The sequence below is a fragment of the Mycolicibacterium madagascariense genome, from assembly GCF_010729665.1.
Classification (GTDB): Bacteria; Actinomycetota; Actinomycetes; order Mycobacteriales; family Mycobacteriaceae; genus Mycobacterium; species Mycobacterium madagascariense.
Genome location: NZ_AP022610.1, coordinates 1602759 through 1627031, shown reverse-complemented (window position 1 = coordinate 1627031; position 24273 = coordinate 1602759). Strand labels below are relative to the sequence as shown.

Genomic DNA, 24273 nt, shown 5'->3' with positions numbered 1-24273 from the left:
CTTGGCAGGGGGCAGGGACATTCACCCGACCGACACCGTCGGCTACCCCGCGATGGTGCAATACCCGCCGCCTGGTTTACGTTGAAAGCCCTATGACAGCCAACGAAGCCCAGCTGACCATGTACTCCACGACCTGGTGCGGCTACTGCGCGCGACTCAAGACGGCCCTGAAGTCCGCAGGCATCGGCTACGCCGAGGTCGACATCGAGGCCGATCCCGCGGCCGCCGAGTTCGTCGGGTCGGTCAATGGTGGCAACCACGTGGTCCCGACGGTGAAGTTCGCCGACGGGTCGACGCTGACCAATCCGAGCCTCAAGCAGGTCCAGGCCAAGCTCGCCGCCTGAGCTACTCGGCGTACGCCCAGGATTCGATGATCTCCCTGGCGATCGAGATCGACCCGGGGAGCAGCAGCCGCGACGTGGATTCACTGCTCCAGTCGCCGTCGGCCAGCGCCGCGCGCACCTCGTCCCTGGTGAACCACGCCGCCTCGGCGATCTCGCCGTCGCTGAACACGAACTCCTGCTCCGGATCGCCAATGGCGTGGAACCCCACCATGAGCGAACGCGGGAACGGCCAGGGCTGACTGCCCAGGTAGGTGACGTCGTGGACGTCGAGGCCGATCTCCTCGGCGACCTCGCGCACCACGCACGACTCGAACGACTCCCCCGCCTCGACGAACCCGGCGATGAGGGAGAAGAGACGCTCCGGCCACACCGTCTGACGAGCGAGCACCGCGCGGTCGTGCCCGTCGTGGATCAGGCAGATGACCGCCGGGTCCTGACGTGGGAAGTCCTCGTGGCCGCTGACGGGATCGATGCGCGCCCACCCCGCCCGGTGCGCTCTGGTCGGCGAACCGTCGAGGGAGCTGAAGCGGGCGCTGTCATGCCAGTTGAGCAGCGCGGTGGCCGTGGCGACCAGCTGCGAACTGACGTCGTCGAAGATGGCACCCGCCTGCCGCAGGTTGAGGACCTCCGACTCGGCGTGGGGATCCTCCGGACCCTCCAGCGCGCTGCGGACCGCCCACACGTGCCTGCCGTCGGGCATCCGCCCGAGGAAGACGGCGTGCTCGTCGGGTGCGTCGGAGAACTTCGACGCCTTGCCGAGGACGACCTGCCCGCCGGAGATGAGCACCTGGTTGCGCCGGTCGACCCTCAGGAGCAGGGCGTCGGCCCAGCCGTCGCGCAGCGCCGCCTCGTCGGTGCGCAATTCGTCGGCCCGCAGCAGGCCGACCCGCGACAGCAGGGGCACGTTGCGCAGGTGAAATGCACCGGGGGTGGTCAACGGCTTCCTTCCGCGTTGCGAATGTAGAGCAGTCGATCGCCCAGCTCCATGGCATCGACCTCCGGATCGTCGACCCGCACCAGCTGCCCGCCCCGCACGACGCCGAGCACGATGTCGGGCAGGTGCCGAGCCGAGCCCCCCACCTCCTTCGTGGTGACGTCGCGCTCGGCGATGGCGAAGCCGGCGTCCGGGGTGAGGAGGTCCTCGATCATCTCGACGACCGTCGGCGTCTTGGCGGCCATGCCGAGCAGCCGCCCCGCGGTCTCCGACGACACTACGACCGAGTCGGCACCCGACTGCCGCAGCAGATGCTGGTTCTCCGCCTCGCGGATCGAGGCGATGATCTTGGCGCGCGGGGCGAGTTCGCGCGCGGTCAGCGTCACCAACACGGCGGTCGGATCGTTGTTCGTGGCGACGACGATGGCCGTGGCGTGCTGCGCACCCGCCAGCCTGAGCACGTCCGCGCGGTTGGCGTCGCCGTGCACCGTCACCAGGCCGGCCTTGTCGGCGCGATCCAGCGCCGCCCGGTCGGTGTCGACGATGACGATCTCGTTGCTCTGGGCACCGTCGCCGATCATGGCCGCGACGGCGGTCTTGCCCTTCGTGCCGTAGCCGACGACGACGGTGTGATCGCGCACTCTTCTCCTCCACTGCTGGATCTTCAGCGTCTGACGCGAGGCCTCGGTCAGGGTTTCCACCGTCGTACCGATCAACACGATGAGGAAGGCGACACGAAGCGGCGTGATCACCAGGACGTTGATGAGCCGCGCCGACGGGGTGAACGGGGTGATGTCGCCGTATCCGGTCGTCGACAGCGACACCGTGGCGTAGTACAGGCAGTCCAGCAGCGACAGCGCGTTGCCCTGCACGTCGCGATAGCCGTTGCGGTCCAGGTACACGATGGCCACCGCCGCGAACAGCGCCCCCAGCGCATACAGCACGCGCATCGCAATCTTGCGGGCCGGGCTGACCGGGGTCTCGGGAATCCGCAGCGTGCCGACCAGAGCGTGATCGGGCTGAGTGGTCAACGTCTGGTCGAGCGCCGCGAGCCGACGACGCAACCTACCCTTGGCCACGAGGGCCCATCATCCGCCCAGCGCGCCGCACAGCACAATGTAACCATGACCTCCCTGCACCCAGCATCCGCGAACGCCTCCAGCCAGAAGACCGCTCAGCGGATGGGCGCCATGCTCGTCGGCATGGGCGCGCTGCACTTCGTCGCTCCCAAGCCGTTCGATCAGATCGTGCCCGCCGAGCTGCCGGGGACGCCGCGCTTCTACACATTGGCTTCCGGCGTCGCCGAGGCCGGGACGGGGGCGATGCTGCTGATGCCTCGGACCCGCCGCCTCGGTGCTCTGGCCGCGGTCGCGCTGTTCATCGGAGTGTTCCCGGCCAACATCAATTCGGTGCGCGTGCTGTGGAACAAGGGCTGGCCCGCCCGCATCGGCACGATCGCGCGGCTGCCGCTGCAGTACCCCATGATCACCCAGGCGCTCAAGGTGTACCGCAACACGCCTCGCTAGGGGGCTGCAGCAGCCCGGCCAGCGCGTCGGCGTCGGGCAGGCCCTCCTGCGCGACCGTGCGGCCGCTGCGCACGTAGTGGAAGGCCGCGCGCACCGATCCCACCGGCATGCCCGACGTCTCGGCCCAGGCCAACCGGTAGACGGCGAGCTGAATCGCGTTGTGCTGCAACGCTTCCGGTGTGGACGGCGGATCGCCGGTCTTCCAGTCGAGCACGGTCACCCCGCCGTCGTCGTCGGCGAAGACCGCGTCGATCCTGCCGCGCACCACGGTCGTGCCGATGATCATGTCGAACGGCACCTCGACCTGAATGGGGATGCGCGACGCCCACGGCGACAGCGCGAACGCGCTCTGCAATTCGGCCAGCCGCTCGGCCTCGACGCGACCCAGTTCGCCGTCGACCGCCCCCGGAAGGTCCTCGAGGTCGAACAGCCGCTCGGCGTGGAAGAAGCGCTGCACCCACTCGTGGAACGCCGTGCCGAGCAACGCCTGCGGGTCCGGGCGAACGGGCAGCCGGCGCTGCAGTCGGCGCAATGCCCCGTCGCGATCACGGCCGAGGTCCACCAGCGCGCTCACCGACAGTTGCGGCGGCAGCACCGCGGCCGGCTGCGTCTGCGCCTGCGCGCGCTCGGCGAGCAGCGCGTCCACGTCGGCGACCCAGCCCTCGACGTCGGGTCCGGCAGCCGCAGCCGACGGCCCGGCCGCCATGGCCCGGGTGACCAGTTCGGCGCCGCGATCGACCCACCGACGGTCGGCGCCCAGCGCATCGACCGGCCACGCCCGTTCGATGACGTTGTCGCGCAACGGGTTGACGTCCCCATCGGCAGGCGCGGGCGCCCACTGCTCGACGACGCCGCAGGGATCACCGGCGGCCGTGGTGCGATCGATCACGTCCTTGATCTCGAGCAGGAAGTCCGACGGCCCGCGCGGCGTGGACTCGGTGGCACCCCAGTGGTGACCCGACAGCATCAGCGTGTCCTCGGCGCGGGTCAGCGCAACGTACAGCAGGCGGCGTTCCTCGTCGATGCGGCGCTGGTCGAGGGATTTGCGGTGCGCGGTGATCGCGTCGGTCAAGGCCTTTCGGTCGCACACGTCGGACGTGTCGAGCACCGGCACGCCGTGCTCGGACACCGAGGCGCGGTCGCCCCGCAGCAGCGGCGGCAGGTCACCGGGGTCGCTGAGCCAGGTCCGCGCCGAGCCCGTCGACGGGAACACCCGCCCGCTGAGATGCGGCACCGCCACCACCTGCCACTCCAAACCCTTGGCGGCGTGCACGGTGAGGATCTGCACGCGGTCCTTCGCCACCGTGATCTCGGCGGGCGCCAACCCGTTCTCGACGTCCATCGCCGCGTCGAGGAACGCGAGGAACCCGCCAACCGACGCCGACGGCCGGCTGGCGAACTCTGCCGCCACGTCGGCGAACGCGTCGAGGTGTTCGGTGCCACCCCACCCGGTCGAGAGCGATTGCGCCGCACGGACTTCGGCGTCCACCCCCAGCGTCCATCGGATCTCGGCGATCAGCTCCGGCAGGGGATGGTGCAGCTGCGCCCGCAGGGCCGTCAGCTCGCGACCCAGCGCCGTGATGCGGGCGTGGCCCGCGGCCGAGTACCGGTCCGGCGCGCCGGGGTGACAGATCGCGTCGGCCAGGCACGCGCGGTCGGCGTCGGGCCCGGCCGATGCGACGATGTGCGTCGTCGACGACCGGTCGGCGGCGGACGCGGTGGCCGAGTCCAGTTCCACCGCCCGACGCCACAGTGCGGCGACGTCCGCGGCGCCCAGCCGCCAGCGCGGGCCGGTGAGGATCCGCACGGCCGCCGAACCCGCGGTGGGGTCGGCCGTCAGCCGCAGCATCGCGACCACGTCGGCGACCTCGGGTATCGACAGCAGACCCGACAGCCCGACCACCTCGACGGGCACGCCGCGGGCGGTCAGGGCGTCGGCGATCGGCGCGGCGTCGGCGTTGCGCCGCACCAGCACCGCCGTCGTCGACAGGTCGGCGCCCGCGGCGACGGCACCGTGGTACCGCTGCGCCAATTCGTCGGCGAGCCAATCCCTTTCGACGGACACGTCGCTCAGCAGGGCGCACGAGATGGTGCCCGGTTGCGCGCCGGGACGTGGAAGCAGCTCGCGCACGGCCACCGACCGGCGGCGCGCCTCGGCGGACACGGCGTTGGCCAGGTGCAGGGCCCGTGGCGGGTTGCGCCAGCTGGTGCGCAACTCCAACGTCGGTGCGGGGGTGCCGTCGGACAGGCAGAAGTCCGTGGTGAACCGCGGCAGGTTGGTCGCCGACGCACCCCGCCAGCCGTAGATCGACTGGATGGGATCACCGACGGCGGTCAGCGCCAGCTCGTCGTCGACTCCGCCGCCGAACAGCGACGACAGCGCGACCCGCTGCGCGTGCCCGGTGTCCTGGTACTCGTCGAGCAACACCACCCGGTAGCGCTGACGCAGCTGCTCGCCCACCCGGGGAAATCTCTCGGCGAGGCGGGCGGCCGCGGCCATCTGCATGCCGAAGTCCATGACGTTCTCCGCGCGCATCCGCTGGTGCAGGGCGTCGACGAGCGGGACGATCTCGGTGCGCTCGTCCTGGACGGCGAGCATCTTCAGCAGCGCCTGGCTGGGCCCGGTGTCACGCTGGCGCGGACCCGGCGGCAGCGTGTGCACCAATCGCTCCAGCTCGACGTGGGTGTCACGCAGCTGGTCGGTGTCGACGAGATGCTCGGCCAGCTGACCGGCCAACCGCAGCACCATCGCCGTGATGGCGGCCGGTGACTTCTCGGTGTCCAGCGCCGTCGGGTACTCGCACACGACGCGAAACGCCAACTGCCACAGCTCCGTTGCACCGATCAGCCGCGTCGACGGCTCCACCGGCAGCAGCAGGCCATGCTCGCGCAGCAGGGTGCCCGCGAACGCGTGATAGGTCCCGATCGTCGGATGCTCGTCGACGTCCGGGCCGCCACCGGGGATCAGTCCCGCACCGGCCAGCCGGGACAGCCTGGTGCGCACGCGCCGCAGCAGCTGCCCGGCCGCCTTGCGGGTGAACGTCAGCCCGAGCACCTCGCCGGGGCGGGCGTGGCCGTTGGCGACGAGCCACACGACGCGGGCGGCCATCGTCTCCGTCTTGCCCGCCCCCGCGCCGGCGATCACGACCAGCGGTCCCGGCGGGGCGGCGATGACGGCGGCCTGCTCGTCGGTCGGGGCGAAGATGCCCAGCGCCTCGGCGAGCTCGGCCGGGCTGAATCTCTCACTCACGAGCGGCCTTTTAGTGCATCCTGGGCGGGGCACGTCGCACGCACCGGGCAGTGCGTGCAGCCGTCGTTGATGCGGGCCACGAACTCCGGACCCTGCGTGGCGGCCGCCGCCTCCTGCACCCGTGTGCGCCATTCGTCACGACCGTCGGCCGTCAGCGGGGTCTGGTCCCGTTCGGTCGCGCCGGCCACCCCGACCTTGCCCAGGTACACCAGGCGACCTCCCCCGGCCTCGTCGCCGTGGGGCAGCACGCCCTCGGCGATCGCCAACTGGTAGGTCGCGAGCTGGGCGTGGCGCTGGGCGTCGTCCTTGCTGACCGGACTCTTGGCGGTCTTGACGTCGATCACGACGAGCCTGCCCTCCGCGTCGCGCTCGATCCTGTCCACGCGGCCGCGAACGCGAACGGCCGGCTGGTCGGTCCCGCCGGGGGCGACCACCCCGTCGACCTCGACCTCGGTGCCGACCTCGGTGAGTTCATGGCGCGTCTGGGCACGCCACTGCGCGAACGCCGTCAGCATGGCGCGATGCCGGGCCAGTTCGTTGGCCGCATGCCACGGCGCGTCGAAAGGCAGCCCCTCCCAGACCCTTTCGAGTTCGGCCAGCATCTGCTCCTCCGTCTTCTGCGGGTCCGACACCAGCGCGTGGATCAGGGTGCCGAGTGCCGAGCGGACGTCACGGCCGTCGCTGCCGCCGTGGCGTTCCAGCAGCCAGCGCAGCGGACAGTCCGCCAGCGTCTGCACCGTCGACGGCGAGAGGGTCACGACGTGGTCGCCGCCCGACCACAGCGGCTCCTCGCTCGACGTCGTGGTGCTGGCGTACCACTGGGCGGGTGCGGAGCCGGCCACCCCGGCGGCGGCCAGCCGGGCCAACTGGCCCGCCGCGCACGCCCGGGCGGCGTCGTCGACCGCGCCGTCGGGGGCGCACACCACCGCACGCAATCTGCCGACCACCGCCGCAGGCGCCAGCACCCGCGGTGCGCAAAGGGGCTCCTCGGACTCCGCCGGCCGCTCGGTCGCCAGCGCGAGGAGTTCTGCGCAGAACGGCGACGGCAGCAACGCGTCGTCACCCTCGGCGCCGTCGACGGCGGTCACCAGGACCCGGTCCCGCGCCCGGCCGAGTGCGGCGATCAGCAGCCTGCGTTCCTCGGCCAGCAGGGGCGCCCTGGTCGAGGTGCCCTCGACGATGCCATCGAGGACGTCGACGAGCTGTTGCGTCGCGAGCACTCCACCGCGGGGAACGACGTTGGGCCACAATCCTTCTTGCACGCCGGCGAGCACGACGACGTCCCACTCCCTGCCGAGCGCGGCGTGCGCGGACAGCAGCGCCACGCCCTCGCCACGGCCCGCATCGCGTGCCGCCGCCGGCAGGACCATGGACCTGACGTGGTCGACGAAGCCACTCAGCGACGCTCCCGTGGTGCGCGCGACGTACTGCTCGGCGACGTCGAAGAGCGCCGTCACCGCGTCGAGGTCACGGCCCGCCTGGGCGCCGACCGCCCCCGCCCGCTCGGCGGCGGCCAGCCAGCGCCGCTGCAACCCGCTCTGATGCCATGCCTGCCACAAGGTGAACCGCGCATCCAGGCCGTCGGCGTCACTGCGTCGGGCGGCGGCCAGCACCTTGCGGACGCGCCCCAGCGCACGGGCCAGCTGATCGGGCACGTCGGCGTCGGACCCGCGGGGGGCCTCCAGGGCGGCGACGAGCAGATCGGCGAACTCCCGCGGTGGACTGGCAGCGTCCGCGCGGCGCAGGGCGCGGCGCAACTGCCGCAGCGACACCGGATCGACCCGGCCGATCGGCCCGGTCAGCAGGGACAGTGCCCGACGGCCGTCGAGCCCCTCCGCGACGACGTCGAGCACCGTCAACAGGGCCGCCACCGCGGGTGCGTCGGCGAGCGGACCGGTGATCGACTGCTGCTCGACCGGTACGCCCGCCGCGGTCAGCGCCCGGGCCAGCGCCGTCCCCGTCCGCGGCACCGATCGCACAAGGACGGCCATCTGCGACCACGGGACGCCGTCGACGAGGTGCGCCCGACGCAGCGCGTCGGCGACCACGGCCGCCTCCGCACGCTCGGTGGCGGTGATCCGCACCGCCACCGACCCGGGCCGATCCGGCGCGCCGACGAGTTGCCTGGCGTCGTCGACCCCGGGCAGCCGGCCCGCGACGGCGGTGATGACCCGCGCCACGGCCGCCGCGCAGCGATGCGACGCGGTGAGCACGATCGTCGGGTGGTCGCCGTCGCTCAACAGCGCCGGGTCGGCCCCGCGATAGCCGAAGACCGACTGGTTGGGATCGCCGGCGATGACGGCGAGTTCGGCGCCCGCGGCCAGGACCCGCACGAGTAGCGCGGCCTGCGGATCCAGGTTCTGGGCATCGTCGACCAGGAGCAGCCGGACCCTGCTCCGTTCGGCGGCCAGCAGCTCGGGGTCGGCGGCGAACGCCTCGAGCGCAGCCCCGACGAGCTCGGCCGCACCGAGTGCCGGAATGGTCGCCTGCGGGGCGGCCATCCCGACCGCCGAGCGCAGCAGCATCACCTGCTCGTAGACCTGCGCGAAACGACCCGCGGCCACCCACTCGGGCCTGCCCGCGGTCCTGCCGATGCGTTGCAGCGCAACCGGTTCCACACCGCGCTCGGCACAGCGGGCCAACAGGTCGCGCAATTCGTTGGCAAAACCGACCGTGCCCAGCGCGGGCAGCAGGTGACGCGGCCACGGCACGGACGCGTCGGCGCCGTCCTCGACGTCACCGGCCAGGAGTTCGCGGACGATGCCGTCCTGCTCGGCGCTGGTGATCAACCGGGGTGGCGGATCGCCGTTGCGCTGCGCGGCCAGCCGCAGCACCGCGAAGGCGTAGGAGTGCACCGTGCGCACCATCGGTTCGCGCACGGCCGACGGCCCCCTCCCGCCGAGCAGCCGCGCCGTCACCGCGGCGCGGGCGCTCGTCCCGAGGGTCGCCGAACCCGTCAGCAGCAGAACCGATTCCGGGTCGGTCCCCGACGCGATGCGCGCGACCGCGGTGTCCAGCAGCAGCGTCGTCTTCCCCGTACCCGGACCACCGACCACCCGCACCGTGCCGCGTAGCGCGGGATCGGTCAGCACGGGGTCGGTCTGCGCGCGGTCGGTCTGCGCGCGGTCGGTCTGCGCGGTGGGCGTCGGAGGTTGTGGAGCAGGCACGAGGGAATGAGACCACGGGGGTACGACAAACTCGTTCGGCCCAGCACTGGCAGCATCGACGGGGTGAACCACGCCATGAACGCGCTTCGCTTCGGGCCCTCGCGCCCGCCCCAGATCCTCGCGCTGCACGGGCTGACGGGACACGGCCAGCGCTGGGCCACCCTCGCGGAGCAGTACCTGCCCGAATATGCCGTGCTGGCACCCGATTTGATCGGCCACGGTCACTCGTCGTGGGCGGCGCCGTGGACGATCGACGCCAACACCGCGGCGTTGGCCGGCCTCCTCGACGAACGGGCCGAGGCGCCCGTGTGGGTCGTCGGCCACTCCTTCGGGGGCGCCGTCGCGCTGAGCCTGGCGGCGTCGCGACCCGACCTGGTGGCGGGTCTGGTGTTGCTCGACCCCGCGGTGGGCCTCGACGGTGAGTGGACGCGGGAGATCGCCGACGCGATGCTGGCGTCGCCGGACTTCGCCGACCGCGCCGAGGCGCGAGCGGACAAGACGTCGGGCTCGTGGGGTGAGGTCGACGCGGGTGAATTGGAGCGCGAACTGGACGAACACCTCGTCGAATTGCCCGGCGGACGCGTCGGCTGGCGGATCTCCGTCCCCGCCGCGATGTCCTACTGGAGCGAGCTGGCCAGGCCGTTTGCCCTGCCGCAGAAGGGAACTCCCACGACCCTGGTGCGCGCTGCCCGCACCGAGCCGCCGTACGTGACCCCGCAGCTGATCGACGCGCTGAGCGCGCGACTCGGTCCGGACTTCGCACTGGTGGAGATGGACTGCAACCACATGGTGCCCACGTCACGGCCCGCCGAGACCGCGGCGCTGATCCGCGAACGCGTCGGCTGACCCGTGGCCCCGATCACCGACGAGCAGGTCGAGACGGTCCGTGCCCTCGTCGCCTCCATTCCCGCGGGCAGGGTATCCACCTACGGTGACATCGCTGCCGCCGCAGGACTTTCGAGCCCCCGCATCGTCGCGTGGATCATGCGCACCGACTCCTCGGACCTGCCGTGGTACCGGGTCATCACCGCGTCGGGCAAGCCCGCGCCGCACCTGGCGACGCGGCAGCTGGAGAATCTGCGCGCCGAGGGCGTGCTGGCCAAGGACGGGCGGGTCGATCTCCGCGTGGCCCGCCACCAGTTCTGACGCCGAGCAGACGCAAAGGTGCGCGACACGCCGGATGTTGGTGCAGGTTTGCGGCTGCTCGCGGGGTCAGAGGATGAGGCGCACCAGTGCCGCCGTGCGCGCCAATCCGGGGAAGGCCGCCGCCGTCGAGCGCGGGTGCAGTGCGTGCACGGCCAGCCGAAACATCAACGCGCGCAACAACATCTGCGGCCACTCCGGTAGCGGCGCCCACCGCTCGACCAGGCCGTCGTCGGCCTCCCCCCACGCCAGGGCGTCGACGACGACCACGCCCGCCGCCCACGACGCGGGCCGCCAGTAGGGCGTGATGTCGGTGATGCCGGGGGCGGCGGTGCCGGCGAACAACACCGTGCCGTAGAGGTCGCCGTGGACGAGCTGACTGGGGCTGCGCGTCGGTCTGCGCAGCGCCGCCAGCTGGCCGATGAGGTCGACCGAGCGTTGCCCGTCGGCGCCGCCCGGTGCGACGAGGGCACCCGGAGGCAGCGCGTGCAGCGGGCGGTCCTCCCAGGCGGCGCGGTCCGCGGCGATGAACACGTCGACGTCGGACCACGGCAGACTCGGCGGTTGGGTGAGGAACCGCGGTCGCTCCAACTTCGCGGTGGCCTCGTGCAGGCGTACCGCTGCCGAGACCACCTCGTCGTGGCGCGGCTCCGGCGTCCCGGTCACGAACGTGTCGGCGCGCCAGCCGGAGACGACGTAGCGGCCGTCGCTGGACCTCACCGGGCGTGCCAGTCGCACCCCGTCGACGAACAGCGTCTCGCGGACCTTCGCGGACCAGCCGGCGCGCGCGTTGTCGGCGACCATGGACAACACGACCTCACCGCAGCGCCAGCCACCCTCCCAGCTCGACCCGAGGGGAACCGGTCGCACGCCGGTCAGGCCAAACGCCGCCAGGACGTGGTCAGGCGGCAGGTCGGCACTCACAGGCTCACCTTAAGGCGTGCCCCGGCCCAGGAGCCGTCAGTACATCACCATGTCGGGTTCGAGTTGTCGCGCCCAGGCCACGATGCCGCCCTGCAGATGCAGCGCATCGGCGAAACCGGCGTTCTTCACCGCGGCCAGCACCTCGGCCGACCGGACGCCGGTCTTGCAGTAGAGCACCGGGGTCCGGTCGTGCGGCACCCGCGCCAGACCGTCACCCGCGTCGATGGTCGACTTCGGGATCAGCTGCGCGCCCTCGATGTGGTTGATGTCCCATTCCACGGCCTCCCTGACGTCGATCAGGGCGACGCGACGACCGGAGTCGAGCATCGCGCGCAGCTCCTGCGGGGTGACCGCGGAGTCGGCGGCCGCCTCGGCCGCGGCGTCGGACACCACGCCGCAGAACGCCTCGTAGTCGACGAGGCCGGTGATTGCGGGCGCCGCGGGATCCTTGCGGATCGCGATGGTGCGATACGTCATGTCGAGCGCGTCGTAGATCATCAGCCGGCCCAGCAGCGAGTCGCCGATGCCGGTGATGAGCTTGATCGCCTCGGTACCCATCACCGACGCGATCGACGCGCACAGGATGCCGAGCACCCCGCCCTCGGCGCACGACGGCACCGTGCCGGGTGGCGGCGGTTCCGGATAGAGGTCGCGGTAGTTCAGGCCCCGCCCGTCCGGCGCATCCTCCCAGAACACCGACACCTGGCCGGCGAAGCGGTAGATCGAGCCCCAGACGTACGGCTTGCCCGCCAGCACCGCGGCGTCGTTGACCAGGTAGCGCGTGGCGAAGTTGTCGGTGCCGTCGAGGATCAGGTCGTAGCCGCCGAAAAGTTCCACGGCGTTGGCGGGCTCCAGGCGCACTTCGTGCAGCACGACGTTCACCAGCGGGTTGAGCTCGGTGATCGAGTCGCGCGCGCTGAGCGCCTTGGAACGACCGACGTCGGACTGCCCGTGGATGATCTGACGCTGCAGGTTCGACGCGTCGACGACGTCGAACTCCACGATCCCGATCGTGCCGACGCCGGCGGCAGCCAGGTACAGCAGCGTCGGTGACCCCAGCCCGCCGGCGCCGATGACCAGGACGCGGGCGTTCTTCAGGCGCTTCTGACCGTCGGCTCCCAGGTCGGGGATGATCAGGTGGCGGCTGTAGCGCGACACCTCGTCACGGGTGAGTTCGGCAGCCGGCTCGACCAGCGGCGGCAGCGATGCGCGCACTTCGCTCCTCCCGTCGACGGACCTCGACACGATCACACCGGGTCCGCCCGTGCAACGTCGATCCGCGCACGCAGCTTCCCCGCACGCGGGTCAGGCGATCGGATACGGCCAGGGGTTGAACCGGCACGTCTTGCCGTCGGCCTGCACCGACTGCGGGTCGAACCGCGCATCGTCGTCGTTGTTGGTGGAGAACGTCTGCTGCATCATCACCGGCGCCAGGGCTCCGTTGTCGCCGCACGGTTCGTGCTTGCGGTAGCCGATCGCGTGCCCGACCTCGTGGTTGATGACGTACTGCCGGTAGGAGCCGATGTCGCCCTGGAACGGCACGGCGCCGCGGACCCAGCGGGCCTCGTTGATGAACACGCGCGGCTGATCACCCAGGTAGGCCGGGTTGTAGCAGGACGCCTCCAGCGGGATGTCGTACCCGCAGCCCTCGCGCACCGTCATGGGGGACGTCAGCGAAACCCGGAAGTCCGGCGCGCCCTGGGTGACGTCGTCGATGCGAGTGAACGCGATCTGCGGATTGTGGGTCCAGCTCTTGGGGTTGGCCAGAGTCTCGCTGACCATCCGCGCGAACGCCTCGTCCCCGCCGATCGACGTCGTGTCGATGCCGTCCTCCACCTCGACGGTGTAGGTGAACGACTTGACGGTGCCCTGACCGACCTTGGGCGTCGTCCCCGGCACGATGTGCCAGGTCTTCGCGGCCGCCTCGGTGAACGGGCCACCGTCGGGCAGGATGCCGGTCGGCAGGTTGGCGTCGAACTGCGTCATGCCCTTGGGCGGCGCGCCGATGATGCCCGTGCCGGTGGCCCCGATCGTCGGCGGACCCTGCACGGGTCCCTGAGCCTTGGCCGGGCCGCCGGGGCTCACCTGCGTCACGGTTTGGTACAGGACCAGGGCGGTGATGACCGCGAGGATGGGCAGGGCGTAGGCGCGCCAGCCGTAGGTCGACACGAAGCGGCCCAACCAGGACTGCTTGCGCCACTGCTGATGCTCGTCGCGGTTGGATCGCGGTCTGCCGCCGTCCTCGGAGAGCGGGTCCCGCTGCGCGCGCAGGGGTTCCCTCCACTCGTTGCGCAGCACGGGCTGACGACCGCCCCCACCACGCCCCGGGTCGTAGGTCACCGCACCAGGATGGCACAGCCCGCGCCATCACAGGCCATGGCGCGCCACCCGCCGTGACAGTCGGGGATCCGGCCTCGCCCCGGGAACCGGTAGTAGTGTCTGTTCGATGGGCCGCCGGACCGACCGGTGCGGGACGAATCGCGTATCCCCGCCCGCCGCAGCATCACAGCCAGATTGAGGATTCGATGAGCGACATCGCCAACACCACCGAGAGGAAGGGTGGGCAGGCGGCGAATGGTGACGGTTCGACGGGTGGCTCCACGGGTGGCCGGCGCGGCAATCGGCTCCCCCGTGACGAACGCCGCGGCCAGCTGCTCGTCGCCGCCAGCGACGTCTTCGTCGAGCGCGGGTACCACGCCGCGGGCATGGACGAGATCGCCGATCGCGCTGGGGTCAGCAAACCCGTTCTCTACCAACACTTCTCGTCGAAGCTGGAGCTGTACCTCGCCGTGCTGCAGCGCCACGTCGACAACCTCGTCACCGGGGTGCGCCAGGCGCTGCGTACCACCACCGACAACCGGCAGCGACTCCGCGCGGCGGTGCAGGCGTTCTTCGACTTCATCGAGCACGACGGCCAGGGTTACCGGCTGATCTTCGAGAATGACTACGTCACCGAACCGCAGGTCTCGGCGCAGGTCAAGGTGGCGACCGAGGCGTGCACCGACGCCGTGTTCGAATTGATCAGCAGCGATTCGGGGCTGGAGGCCCACCGCGCCAGGATGATCGCGGTCGGCCTGGTGTCCATCAGCGTCGACTGCGCGCGCTACTGGCTCAATTCCGACCGGCCGATCTCGAAGGACGACGCGGTCGACGGCACGGTGCAGTTCGCCTGGGGCGGACTGTCACACGTGCCGCTGACCCGCTTCTAGCTCAGCTTGTCGGCCACCGCGGCGGCCGTGGCTCCGATGCCGAAGCCGACGCGACGCGACTCGGGGGCGCCGATCTCGACGTAGGCGATCCGGGTGTTCTGCACCAGGAAGCGACGGCCCTTCTCGTCGGTCAGCGCGAGCACGCCCGACTCCTTGCCCAGCGCCGCGGTGACCAACTCCTCCACCTCGGCGGGCGTGGAGGCGCTTTGGAGCACCAGCTCGCGCGGACTGTCGGTGACGCCGATCTTGACCTCCACGTGAACCCTTTCCTTCGACGGTATCTGCTGAGAAGGCTAGTGGACGGCGACCGCGCCGCGCGCCGGCGGTGGTGGCACTTCGCGGACAGCGAAGCGCCGCCGGACGTGAATCGTGTGCGCGCACAACCGAGTCCGGACCGTGACCTGACGGCCAGCGCGTCAACCTCGTGCGTCACACGAGCCTCGTTAGCATCGCTGCATCCACCCACTGAACGACTCACGGGAACGCGGTATGGACAGGCCTTACGGAACGTATTCTTCGACGTCAACCACCACGCGCAACGCCGGTGCGACGCGCACTCGCGGCCGCTACGGCGACGTCGAGACGCACTATCCGGACGACGACGTCCAGGACTACGACGCCTACGACGACTCCCCCCGGGCCGCCCGGGCCGGGTACGGGTCGACCGCCAGCCGCGGCTACGGCGACACCGGCTACGGCGACGGCAGATACGGCGGCGAGGACGACTACGCCGACTACGGCAACGACGACTACGGCGATCATGGCGATTACGACGACGTCTACGAGTACGAGGACCCGATCGACCGTCGCTGGATCTGGGTCGCCGGCGTCGCGGGAGCAATCCTCTTGGTGGCCGTCATCTGCACCGTCGTCATCCTCGGCGGAGGGGACAGCGGCGCGGTCTCCAAGACCGTGACACCGCCGACGCCCGCCACGACCCACAGCGCCACGGCGTCGGCCGCACCTCCGGTCCAGCCGTCGGTGGCACCCCCGGCCCTGACGTCGGTCGCACCTCCGCCCCCGCCGGCGCCGCTCTCACCGGAGACCGTGACCACCGTGGCACCCAGCCCGACCGCCAGCGCGGTGCCCACCCCGGCCCCGGCCGCTCCTCCGGCCGCGGTCGCGCCGGTGTCACCGCGCACGATCACCTACACGGTGACCGGTACCCGACCCCTGCTGGACATGGTCACGGTCGTCTACACCGACGCCCAGGGCGCGCTGCAGACCGAGTTCAACGTGGCGCTGCCCTGGACGCGCAGCGTGACGTTGGACCCCGGCGTCGACCTGAAGTCGGTGATCGCGACGAGCCTGACCGGTCAGCTCAACTGCGCGGTGACCGACTCGTCGGGGACGCCGCTGGTCGTCCAGAACAACAACTCGATGATCGCCACCTGCACCAGGTAGCCGTCACCGCGCCGCCTGTTCGGCCATCTGCGCGCGGACGCCGGCCTCCCACTCCTCGGCGTCCGGCTCGTGCCGGACGGACGGCGCCGGAGGCGGCGGCAGGCGATCCAGCTTGCCCTCCCGGCGATACGCGTAGACGGTCGTCCAGGCGAGCGTGTCGGCCGGGAATTCCCGGACCAGCCGAAAGGCGGGGTGCGGCAACTCGTAGGTCGTGGTCGTCACCAGGCATCCCGACGGCAGGTCCCGTGCCAGCTTCGCGGCGATTCGGTCGATGAACGTGCTGAAACACGTGCTGTACATGAACACCAGCGACGGGTCGGTCAGCTCCGCCTGGAACATGTCCCCCTGGGCCAGGTGGACGCGGTCCTCGAAGTTCAAGACGTGTGCCGCCGTGGTCGTCACGCCCGACGGCAGCACCAGCGGCACGTCATCGGTCAGCGTCCCGCCCAGCGCGGCGAGGGCGTGGTCGCGGGCCCGCAGGACCAGGTCGCGACGCTCCACCGCCAGCGCGTGACGGTAGGGCAGCAGCTCGACGCCCGTGCAGCGCTCGAACGGCATGGTCAGCGCCGTGGTCAGCACCACCTTGCCCAGCCCGCTGCCGAGGTCGTACATCTGGCCGTCGGTGCAGAAGTAGGGCGCGACGGAGTCGAGGTAGTTGGCCAACTCCATTTCGGTGAACTCGCCGTAGATCAACCGGTTGTCCTCGATGAACCACTCCCGCAGTTCGTCGTCACCGACGTCGTCGAGCCGCGTCGTGGTCGTCCGCCCTCGCGGCAGCAGGCCGTGCGGCTGGATCGCCGTCGGAGAGCCGCCGATGATCATTCCGCGGAACGGCCGCAAGCGGTCGATGAGAGCGGTCTGCTGTTCCGGGTCGACCCACATCTGCCGCATGGCCAGGCCGATGTCGACGAACCTCTCGAACATCGGCCCCGACGTCACGTCCAGCGGCGTGCGCGTGTGGTAGCTCCCATCGGTGACCGCGGCCACCATGGCGTCGAGGACGGCACGGGCCTGCCTGGCCCGGTGCGCGATCGCGTCGTCTTCGGTCTGAATGAGGTGGTGCGTCATGGCGCGGAAAGGTAACAGCGCCCCACGGGCAGAACTACCCTGCGACGGCGCAGTTGCACGGCCGGCAACTACGCGAGACCGAGCTCCCGCACGCGCGTGTTGTGGGTGTTCTGCAGCCGGTCGAAGAACTCGGTGAGCCGGCCGATGCCCTCGCCACTGCTCACCACGAAGTCGACGAGCTCGTCGTGTTCGGCGAGCACGTACTGCGCCTGCGTGATGGCCTCGCCCAGCAGCCGGCGCGACCACAGCGCCAAGCGGTGGCGCTGCTTCTCACTCGCCGTCACGGCGGCCTTGACCTCGGCCACGACGAACTGGGAGTGGCCGGTCTCCGACAGCACGGCGCGCACGACACCCGCCGCGTCCGCGGGCAGCGCATCGGCGATCTCGAGGTAGAAGTCCGCGGCGAGCGCGTCACCGATGTAGGTCTTCACGAGCGCCTCGAGCCACGTGCTCGGCGTCGTCAGGCGGTGGTAGTTCTCCAGGGCGGAGGCGTACTTCGTCATCGCCGCCACGATGTCCACCCCGCGCTTGGCGAGCGCGTCGCGCAGCAGCTCGTAGTGGTTCATCTCCGCGGCGGCCATGGTCGCCATGTTGATGCGGCCGGCCAGGTTGGGCGCCATCCGCGCCTCGTCGGTGAGCCGGTAGAACGCCGCCACCTCGCCGTAGGCCAGCAGCGCGAAGAGCTGGGTGACGCCGGGGTGCTCGCTCGTCTCGGAGTGCACCGTCGGCTCGGTGAAGGCCGCGGGCTGCGTCGGTGTCATGGAGGCAACTCTAGACGCCCGAGACGTGCCCCGACGGGCGCGCAGACGCCCCCACGGGCCGGGCCAGCTATCATGGAGTCGGCAGTGACTCGTCTTCACGTCCGTCACCGCCGAGAAATGTGCGTACACAACGTCGGCTCAGGTCGGCCCGCCCACCGGGCAGCCCCTTCAGATGGCTCCCGGAAGCCGAGGCCACCAGCGTTCTTTCGTCGAGATCGTGTGCGCGTGTGGACGCCGCGATTTTGACAAGCGAAAGGTTACGTCGGCAAACGCATGACTTCACTCAACACCGATACCAACACTGACACCACCAACGACCTCACCCCCGACATCGACGTCATCGTCGACGCCCCCGAGGCCGCCCCGAAGACCACGACGTTCGCCGAACTCGGCGTGCGCGAGGAGATCGTCCGCGCCCTGGCCGAGGGCGGGATCGAACACACCTTCGCCATCCAGGAGCTCACGCTTCCGCTGGCCCTGACCGGCGACGACCTCATCGGCCAGGCCCGTACCGGCATGGGCAAGACCTTCGCCTTCGGCGTGCCGCTGCTGCACCGCATCGTCACCGACGAGTCGCGCCCGCTCACCGGCATCCCCCGCGCGCTGATCGTCGTACCGACCCGCGAGCTCTGCCTGCAGGTCTTCGACGACCTCGCCGGCGCCGCCAAGTATCTGACGGTCGGTGACCGCAAACTGTCGGTCACGTCCATCTACGGCGGCCGCCCCTACGAGCCGCAGATCGAGGCGCTGCGGGCGGGCGTCGACGTCGTCGTCGGCACCCCCGGCCGCCTGCTCGACCTCGCCCAGCAGGACCACCTGCAGCTCGGCGGGCTGTCGGTGCTGGTGCTCGACGAAGCCGACGAGATGCTGGACCTCGGGTTCCTGCCCGACATCGAGCGCATCCTCAAGCAGATCCCCACCGACCGGCAGGCCATGCTGTTCTCGGCGACCATGCCGGACCCGATCATCACGCTGGCCCGCACGTTCATGAACCAGCCGACGCACATCCGCGCCGAGGCGCCGCATTCCGCGGCCACCCACGAGAACACCACCCAGCACGCCTATCGCGCGCACGCCCTCGACAAGGTCGAGATGGTCGCGCGCATCCTGCAGGCCAACGGCCGCGGCGCGACGATGATCTTCACGCGCACCAAGCGCACCGCGCAGAAGGTGGCCGACGAACTCGCCGAGCGGGGCTTCAAGGTCGGCGCCGTCCACGGCGACCTCGGCCAGGGCGCCCGCGAGAAGGCCCTCAAGGGCTTTCGCACCGGCGAGGTCGACGTGCTCGTCGCCACCGACGTCGCGGCACGCGGCATCGACATCGACGACATCACCCACGTCATCAACTACCAGATTCCCGAGGACGAGCAGGCCTACGTGCACCGCATCGGCCGCACCGGGCGCGCCGGGAAGACCGGCATCGCGGTCACGCTGGTCGACTGGGACGAGCTGCCGCGCTGGACGATGATCGACAAGGCGCTCGGCCTGAACAACCCCGACCCCGTCGAGACGTACTCGAGTTCGCCGCACCTCTTCGCCGAACTCGACATCCCCACCGAGGCCGGCGGCTCGATCGGCCGGGCCACCCGCTCGACCGAGTCGAAGGACCGCCCGCGGCGTGAGTCGCGCGACGGCGACCGGCCTGCCCGCACCCGCAACCGCACGCGCCAGCGCACCCGCGGTGGCAGCACGGGCCACGTCGCGAGCACCGAGCAGACCGCCGGGGTGAGCGACGCCGCGTCCGTTACCGACGCCGACTCGGCCTCGGCCAGCGATGCCCCGGCGCGCCGCCGCCGTCGCCGCCGTCGTCCGAACACCGCCGCGCCGACCGCCGGCTGACGAGGTCACCTGCCGTAGATGGTCACACCGGAACGCCGCACCAGGGGCGACCTGCTGGCGGCTGCGGCCATCGTCCTGGTGATCGCCGTCGCGTGGGCACTGATCTGGTGGAGTAGCGACGCGCGCGCCACGATCAGCAAGCCGGCTGCCGAGCCGCTGCCCGCGCTGAAGTCCGCCCAGACGGTGCCGTCGACGCTGCATCAGCTGTGGACCGCCGCGAGCCCGAAGACGACCCGTCCGGTGGTGGCCGGGGGCGCGGTCGTCACGGGAGCGGGCCGCGAGATGGACGGGCGCGATCCGGCCACGGGCACGGTCCTGTGGAGCTATTCGCGTGACGTCGACCTGTGCGGGGTCACCTACGTCTACAACGACGCCGTGGCCGTCTATCCCGACCGTCGCGGCTGCGGTCAGGTGACGACGATCGACGGGCAGACCGGGCGTCGGCACTACAGCCGCACGGCCTATGCCGATCCCACGGTGGCCCTGTCCTCGGACGGCTCCTCGGTCCTGTCGGCCGGCAGCACCCGGCTGGAGCTGTGGCGATCGGACATGGTCCGGATGATCGGCTTCGGGGCCCTCGACGCGCGGATCAAGCCGGGGGTACCCACCCAGCCGCTGTGCCGGCTGACCTCCGCGGCCGCGAGCACGTCGGCGGTCTCGGTGCTGCAGGCCTGCCCCGGCCAGCGGGACCTGCGGCTCAACCTGCTGATGCCGGCCGACCAGGAGGATCAGCCCAAGAGCAAGATCGTCCAGCTGCCCGGCGTCGCGGTCGACAGCGGCGCCAGGGTCATCGCCGTCTCGGACACCACGACCGCGATCTACGTCCCCAGTCCGACCCCGGTCGTGAACGTCATCGACGACACCGGCTCCACGATCGCGAGCACCGCCCTCGCCGCGCCGGCCTCCCCGCAGGCCACGATGTCGCGCGCGGGCGACCTGGTGACGTGGTGGACCGGTGACTCCACCATGGTGTTCGACGCCGACCAGCTGAAGTACCGGTTCACGGTCAGCCCGGTGAACGGGCAGGCCCCCGTCGGTCCCGCGATGCAGCTCGCCGGCAAGCTCCTGGTGCCCGTCACCTCGGGCTACGACGTGTTCAACCCGCAGACCGGCGCGGGCGAGTCGCACATCGCGCTCTCCCGCCCGCCGAGCCAGGCGCCGGTCGTGCCCGGCGTCGCCGGCGCGACGGTACTCGAACAGCGCGGCGACACCCTGGTGGCGCTGGGGTCCTGACTAGACCTCGGGAGCGTAGGTCGGCAGCGCCCGCCCCGACTTCCAGTGCCTGAGCAACGCGTCGGCAAGTTCACGATAGGCGTTGGCGCCCTTGTTCTTTCGCCCGGCGAGCACCGATGATCCCGATGCGCTGGCCTCGGCGAAGCGCACGGTGCGCGGAATGGGCGGCGCGAGCACCGGCAGCTGATAGCGGTCGGCGACGTCGAAGATGACGTCGCGGCTGTGCGTGGTGCGCGAGTCGTACAGCGTCGGCAGCGCGCCCAGGAGCACCAGGTCCGCGTTGGTGATCTGCTGCACGTCGTTGACGGTGCGCAGGAACTGGCCGACCCCGCGGTGCGCGAGCGTCTCGCACTGCAGCGGGACGATGACGTCGTTCGCGGCGGTCAGGCCGTTCAGCGTCAGCACGCCCAGCGACGGCGGGCAGTCGACGACGACGACGTCGAAGCCGGCCCCGATCTTCGCCAGCGCCCGCTTGAGCGCGTACTCCCTGCCCGCCCGCATGAGCAGCATGGCCTCGGCGCCGGCCAGGTCGATGTTGGCGGGCAGCAGCGTCATGCCCTCGGCCGTCGTCAACAGCGCGGTGTCCGGCTCGACGTCGCCGAGGAGCACCTCGTGGACCGACACCGCCAGCGTGTCGGGGTCGTGGCCGAGGGAGAACGTCAGCGAACCCTGCGGGTCCAGGTCGACGAGCAGCACCCGCCGCCCCTTCTCGGCCATCGCCGCACCCAGGGACGCCACCGTGGTCGTCTTGGCGACCCCGCCCTTCTGGTTGGCGACCGCCAGTACTCGCGTCATGTCTTCCCCGTCCTGCGTCAACTCCCGCCATCCAAGCACGTACGCGGCCCCAGCATGGCGCACGACGTGAGGCAGAATTGCCGGAGTGGCTACCGAACGGCACCGTCTGATCCTGCTCCGCCACGGCGAGACCGAATGGTCGAAGAGTGGTCGACACACCGGTCGCACCGACCTCGAGCTCACCGACGACGGTCGCACGAAGGCCCGCCAGGCCAGCGACGTGCTCGCCGAGCTCGAGCTGGACGACCCGCTGGTGGTGTCGAGTCCGCGCCACCGCGCGCTGGTGACCGCCGAGCTGGCCGGGCTGACCGTCGACGAGGTCTCACCCCTGCTCGCCGAGTGGGACTACGGCGACTACGAGGGCCTCACGACGGCGCAGATCCGCGAGACCGTGCCGGACTGGATGGTGTGGACGCACGGCTGTCCCGACGGCGAGAGCGTGCAGGACGTCACCGTGCGCGCCGACCGTGCCGTTGGACTTGCGTTGTCCCACATGGACTCTCGCGACGTCGTCTTCGTCGGCCACGGGCACTTCTCCCGCTCGGTCATCACGCGCTGGGTGGAGTTGCCCATCTCCGAGGGCATCCGCTTCTCGATGGCGGCCGCGTCGGTCGCGGTGTGCGGCTACGAGCACGGCGTGCGACAGATCGGCGCGCTCGGCCTCACCGGCCACGGCACTCCCCGCCCGTCCCCGTGACCGACCCGTCCTTCCTGCTCGCCCGACCCGACGGCGTGGTCGTCGGCGAGGGCGTCGCCGAGGCCTATCCCCGGCTCCGCGACGCGCAGGACGCCCTCGCCCGCGGCAACGCGCCCATCGTCGTGGGCGCCCTGCCGTTCGACGTGACCCGCCCGACCGCGCTGATGCGCCCCGAGCGGCTGACCTTCACCGACCGCCTGCCCGCTCGGGCGCCTCGCGACCTGCCCGCCGCCGTCATCGCCGAGACACTGCCTCCACCCGCCGCGCACCGCGAACGCATCGCCACGGCCCTGCGCCGCCTGTCCGACCCGGCCGACGAGCTGCACAAGGTCGTCCTGGCGCGGGCGCTGCGGGTCGTGGCCGACGGTGAGATCGACGTCGGCACGCTGGTGCGTCGGCTCGCCGACGACGTCTCGGCGACGACCTATCTCGTGGATCTCGGCCCCGCGGGCGAGGACCGCGCCGGCACCGTCCTGGTCGGTGCGAGCCCCGAACTGCTGGTGGCCCGCCGCGGGGACGTCGTGACGTGCCGTCCGTTCGCCGGGTCGGCGCCGCGGTCGGTCGACCCCGCCGCCGACGAGGCGAGCGGAGCCGCGCTGGCGGCGTCGGCCAAGGACCTGCACGAGCACCGGCTGGTGGTCGACCAGATGCGGGCCGCCCTCGAACCGCTGTGCACCGAGCTGGACATCGCGGCCTCCCCCGAGCTGAGCCGCACGTCGGCCGTCTGGCATCTCAACACCCCGATCACGGGGCGCCTGCGCGAATCATCTACCACCGCACTGGATCTCGCCGTGGCGCTGCATCCGACGGCGGCCGTCGGCGGGGTGCCCACCCCCGCGGCCGTCGAGCTCATCTCCGCGCTCGAGGGCGACCGGGGGTTCTACGCGGGGGCCGTAGGGTGGTGCCGCGCCGACGGGGACGGCACGTGGGTCGTGTCGATCCGGTGCGCCGAGCTGTCGGCCGACCGCCGCACCGCGGTGGCCAGGTCGGGAGGCGGCATCGTTGCCGAGTCCGACCCGGATGATGAAGTGGCAGAGACGAATACGAAGTTTCGCACGATGTTGACGGCGTTGGGAGTTAAGACGTGACGGTGACCATCCGCTGGGCGAGGCCCGGTGACGAGGCCGAGTTGGTCGCCATGATGCGTGCGCTCGCCGAGTTCGAACACGCGCTAGACCAATGCACGGTAACCGAGGAGCAACTGCACCGGGCGCTGTTCGCCGATCAGCCCGCGGCGTGGGCCCACGTCGCCGAGGTCGACGGCGAACCCGCCGCGATGGCCTTGTGGTTTCGCAACTTCTCGACCTGGGACGGCGTGGCGGGCATCTACCTCGAAGACCTCTTCGTGAAGCCGACGTTCCGGCGCCTCGGGCTGGCCAAGGCCCTGCTGGCGACCCTGGCCAGGGAGTGCGTCGACAACGGCTACACCCGACTGACGTGGGCGGTGCTCGACTGGAACACCACCGCGATCGCCCTCTACGACGCCGTGGGCGGCCGGCCGCAGACCGAGTGGATCACCTACCGCGTGTCGGGCGACGAGTTGTCGGCGCTGGCCGGGTCCTGAGACAGCCACTGCACGGCCGACGGACTGAACAGCAACGCCAGCGCGGCGACGGCGACGAGCGCGATGGGCACCCCGTAGGACCACTGCTGCGACCCGACGGCGACGTACCAGGCCACCGGCAGCAGCAGCAATTGTGCGAAGACCGCGATGCCCCGGCCCCACCGGCGCCCGGTCCACAGCGCCCACCCGGAGGTCAGCACCGCCGCGCCCATCACGACGAACCAGCCTGCGGTGCCGTACCCACTGATGGACTTCTCGTGGGCCCCGCCGACCGCCCGGACGATCAATACCCCGGCGACGACCAGCAGCGCCACGCCCTCGAGAGCCACGACGGCGGCGGCCTGTCGCACGGTGGAGGGCGCGGGCACGATCACACCGTCGAGGGTAGAGCGCGGCCGCGGCGCGTGCCGATAGG

Annotated in this window: 23 protein-coding genes; 11 read left to right on the top strand and 12 right to left on the bottom strand. The window is 71.2% G+C overall.

Going from position 1 to position 24273, the window contains the following annotated elements; all coding sequences use genetic code 11:
* Positions 1-92 precede the first annotated feature (92 nt).
* The gene (gene mrx1, locus G6N60_RS07650) at positions 93-344 is read left to right on the top strand and encodes a mycoredoxin Mrx1 (RefSeq protein WP_179969662.1); all 252 of its coding nucleotides are present in this window, start codon (positions 93-95) and stop codon (positions 342-344) included.
* A gap of 1 nt (position 345) precedes the next feature.
* Here mrx1 and nudC read toward each other — a convergent pair whose 3' ends face one another.
* A complete protein-coding gene (gene nudC / locus G6N60_RS07645; protein ID WP_163734785.1) occupies positions 346-1281 on the bottom strand; it encodes an NAD(+) diphosphatase in 936 nt (311 codons plus the stop codon).
* On the bottom strand, positions 1278-2357 hold the full coding sequence (locus tag G6N60_RS07640; protein WP_163734782.1) for a potassium channel family protein: 1080 nt from the start codon (positions 2355-2357) through the stop codon (positions 1278-1280). The genes nudC and G6N60_RS07640 overlap by 4 nt, the downstream gene beginning before the upstream one ends.
* Positions 2358-2402: 45 nt before the next feature.
* Between G6N60_RS07640 and G6N60_RS07635 the strand changes: the two genes are divergently transcribed.
* On the top strand, positions 2403-2804 hold the full coding sequence (locus G6N60_RS07635) for a DoxX family protein (RefSeq protein WP_163734778.1): 402 nt from the start codon (positions 2403-2405) through the stop codon (positions 2802-2804).
* Here the strand turns inward: G6N60_RS07635 and G6N60_RS07630 are convergent.
* Together G6N60_RS07630 and G6N60_RS07625 are read right to left on the bottom strand one after the other, a co-directional pair.
* Positions 2776-6114, bottom strand: coding sequence for an ATP-dependent helicase (locus G6N60_RS07630; RefSeq protein ID WP_372511038.1), 3339 nt, complete (start codon positions 6112-6114; stop codon positions 2776-2778). The two genes, G6N60_RS07635 and G6N60_RS07630, sit on opposite strands and share 29 nt — an antisense overlap.
* Positions 6051-9221 carry an ATP-dependent helicase gene (locus tag G6N60_RS07625; protein ID WP_372511037.1) on the bottom strand — a complete coding sequence of 1057 codons (3171 nt, stop codon included), beginning with the start codon at positions 9219-9221 and terminating at the stop codon, positions 6051-6053. Before G6N60_RS07625 ends, G6N60_RS07630 begins: the two co-directional genes overlap by 64 nt.
* A 75-nt stretch (positions 9222-9296) precedes the next feature.
* Here G6N60_RS07625 and G6N60_RS07620 point away from each other — a divergent pair, with 75 nt between their 5' ends.
* Both G6N60_RS07620 and G6N60_RS07615 read left to right on the top strand, forming a co-directional pair.
* Positions 9297-10067, top strand: coding sequence for an alpha/beta fold hydrolase (locus tag G6N60_RS07620; protein WP_276028340.1), 771 nt, complete (start codon positions 9297-9299; stop codon positions 10065-10067).
* A gap of 3 nt (positions 10068-10070) precedes the next feature.
* Positions 10071-10367, top strand: a complete 297-nt coding sequence (locus G6N60_RS07615) for an MGMT family protein (RefSeq protein WP_163734768.1) — start codon at positions 10071-10073, stop codon at positions 10365-10367.
* A 66-nt stretch (positions 10368-10433) separates the two neighbouring features.
* Here the strand turns inward: G6N60_RS07615 and G6N60_RS07610 are convergent, their stop codons facing one another.
* The 3 genes from G6N60_RS07610 to G6N60_RS07600 all read right to left on the bottom strand — a co-directional run bounded on the left by G6N60_RS07610 (position 10434) and on the right by G6N60_RS07600 (position 13628).
* On the bottom strand, positions 10434-11288 hold the full coding sequence (locus tag G6N60_RS07610; protein WP_163734765.1) for a TIGR02569 family protein: 855 nt from the start codon (positions 11286-11288) through the stop codon (positions 10434-10436).
* 36 nt (positions 11289-11324) lie between these two features.
* On the bottom strand, positions 11325-12491 hold the full coding sequence (gene moeZ, locus G6N60_RS07605; protein ID WP_179969772.1) for an adenylyltransferase/sulfurtransferase MoeZ: 1167 nt from the start codon (positions 12489-12491) through the stop codon (positions 11325-11327).
* Between the two features lie 102 nt (positions 12492-12593).
* Complete coding sequence (locus G6N60_RS07600) at positions 12594-13628, bottom strand: DUF3152 domain-containing protein (protein ID WP_163734758.1); 1035 nt, start codon at positions 13626-13628, stop codon at positions 12594-12596.
* 185 nt (positions 13629-13813) lie between these two features.
* On the opposite strand from G6N60_RS07600, the gene G6N60_RS07595 reads away from it, so the two are divergent.
* Positions 13814-14497 (top strand): HTH-type transcriptional activator FasR, encoded by a 684-nt coding sequence (locus G6N60_RS07595; RefSeq protein ID WP_163734754.1) that lies wholly within the window; start codon positions 13814-13816, stop codon positions 14495-14497.
* Here the strand turns inward: G6N60_RS07595 and G6N60_RS07590 are convergent.
* Entirely contained in the window at positions 14494-14754 is a 261-nt protein-coding gene (locus G6N60_RS07590; RefSeq protein WP_163734751.1) for a DUF3107 domain-containing protein, read from the bottom strand. The genes G6N60_RS07595 and G6N60_RS07590 overlap by 4 nt on opposite strands.
* Before the next feature lie 232 nt (positions 14755-14986).
* Between G6N60_RS07590 and G6N60_RS07585 the strand changes: the two genes are divergently transcribed.
* Positions 14987-15901: a hypothetical protein gene (locus G6N60_RS07585; RefSeq protein WP_163734747.1), complete on the top strand. Its 915-nt coding sequence runs from the start codon at positions 14987-14989 to the stop codon at positions 15899-15901.
* Between the two features lie 3 nt (positions 15902-15904).
* Here G6N60_RS07585 and G6N60_RS07580 read toward each other — a convergent pair whose 3' ends face one another.
* Both G6N60_RS07580 and G6N60_RS07575 read right to left on the bottom strand, forming a co-directional pair.
* The gene (locus G6N60_RS07580) at positions 15905-16969 is read right to left on the bottom strand and encodes a histone methylation protein DOT1-like protein (protein ID WP_163734743.1); all 1065 of its coding nucleotides are present in this window, start codon (positions 16967-16969) and stop codon (positions 15905-15907) included.
* Positions 16970-17037: 68 nt separating this feature from the next.
* Positions 17038-17730 (bottom strand): ferritin-like fold-containing protein, encoded by a 693-nt coding sequence (locus tag G6N60_RS07575; RefSeq protein WP_163734741.1) that lies wholly within the window; start codon positions 17728-17730, stop codon positions 17038-17040.
* Positions 17731-18003: 273 nt separating this feature from the next.
* Here G6N60_RS07575 and G6N60_RS07570 point away from each other — a divergent pair, with 273 nt between their 5' ends.
* Complete coding sequence (locus G6N60_RS07570; RefSeq protein ID WP_163734738.1) at positions 18004-19569, top strand: DEAD/DEAH box helicase; 1566 nt, start codon at positions 18004-18006, stop codon at positions 19567-19569.
* A gap of 18 nt (positions 19570-19587) precedes the next feature.
* The gene (locus tag G6N60_RS07565) at positions 19588-20802 is read left to right on the top strand and encodes an Rv3212 family protein (protein ID WP_163734736.1); all 1215 of its coding nucleotides are present in this window, start codon (positions 19588-19590) and stop codon (positions 20800-20802) included.
* Here the strand turns inward: G6N60_RS07565 and G6N60_RS07560 are convergent, their stop codons facing one another.
* Positions 20803-21597 carry a ParA family protein gene (locus tag G6N60_RS07560; RefSeq protein ID WP_163734734.1) on the bottom strand — a complete coding sequence of 265 codons (795 nt, stop codon included), beginning with the start codon at positions 21595-21597 and terminating at the stop codon, positions 20803-20805. It abuts the gene before it with no gap.
* An 85-nt stretch (positions 21598-21682) separates the two neighbouring features.
* On the opposite strand from G6N60_RS07560, the gene G6N60_RS07555 reads away from it, so the two are divergent.
* From G6N60_RS07555 to G6N60_RS07545, 3 genes are read left to right on the top strand one after another with little or no spacing between them, the layout of a single operon-like run.
* Positions 21683-22294 (top strand): acid phosphatase, encoded by a 612-nt coding sequence (locus tag G6N60_RS07555; RefSeq protein ID WP_163734732.1) that lies wholly within the window; start codon positions 21683-21685, stop codon positions 22292-22294.
* Positions 22291-23382: an isochorismate synthase gene (locus G6N60_RS07550; protein ID WP_163734729.1), complete on the top strand. Its 1092-nt coding sequence runs from the start codon at positions 22291-22293 to the stop codon at positions 23380-23382. The genes G6N60_RS07555 and G6N60_RS07550 overlap by 4 nt, the downstream gene beginning before the upstream one ends.
* Positions 23379-23858: a GNAT family N-acetyltransferase gene (locus tag G6N60_RS07545; RefSeq protein ID WP_163734727.1), complete on the top strand. Its 480-nt coding sequence runs from the start codon at positions 23379-23381 to the stop codon at positions 23856-23858. The genes G6N60_RS07550 and G6N60_RS07545 overlap by 4 nt, the downstream gene beginning before the upstream one ends.
* On the opposite strand, the gene G6N60_RS07540 is transcribed toward G6N60_RS07545, so the two are convergent.
* The gene (locus G6N60_RS07540; RefSeq protein WP_163734726.1) at positions 23813-24232 is read right to left on the bottom strand and encodes a hypothetical protein; all 420 of its coding nucleotides are present in this window, start codon (positions 24230-24232) and stop codon (positions 23813-23815) included. The genes G6N60_RS07545 and G6N60_RS07540 overlap by 46 nt on opposite strands.
* Between the last annotated feature and the right edge of the window lie 41 nt (positions 24233-24273).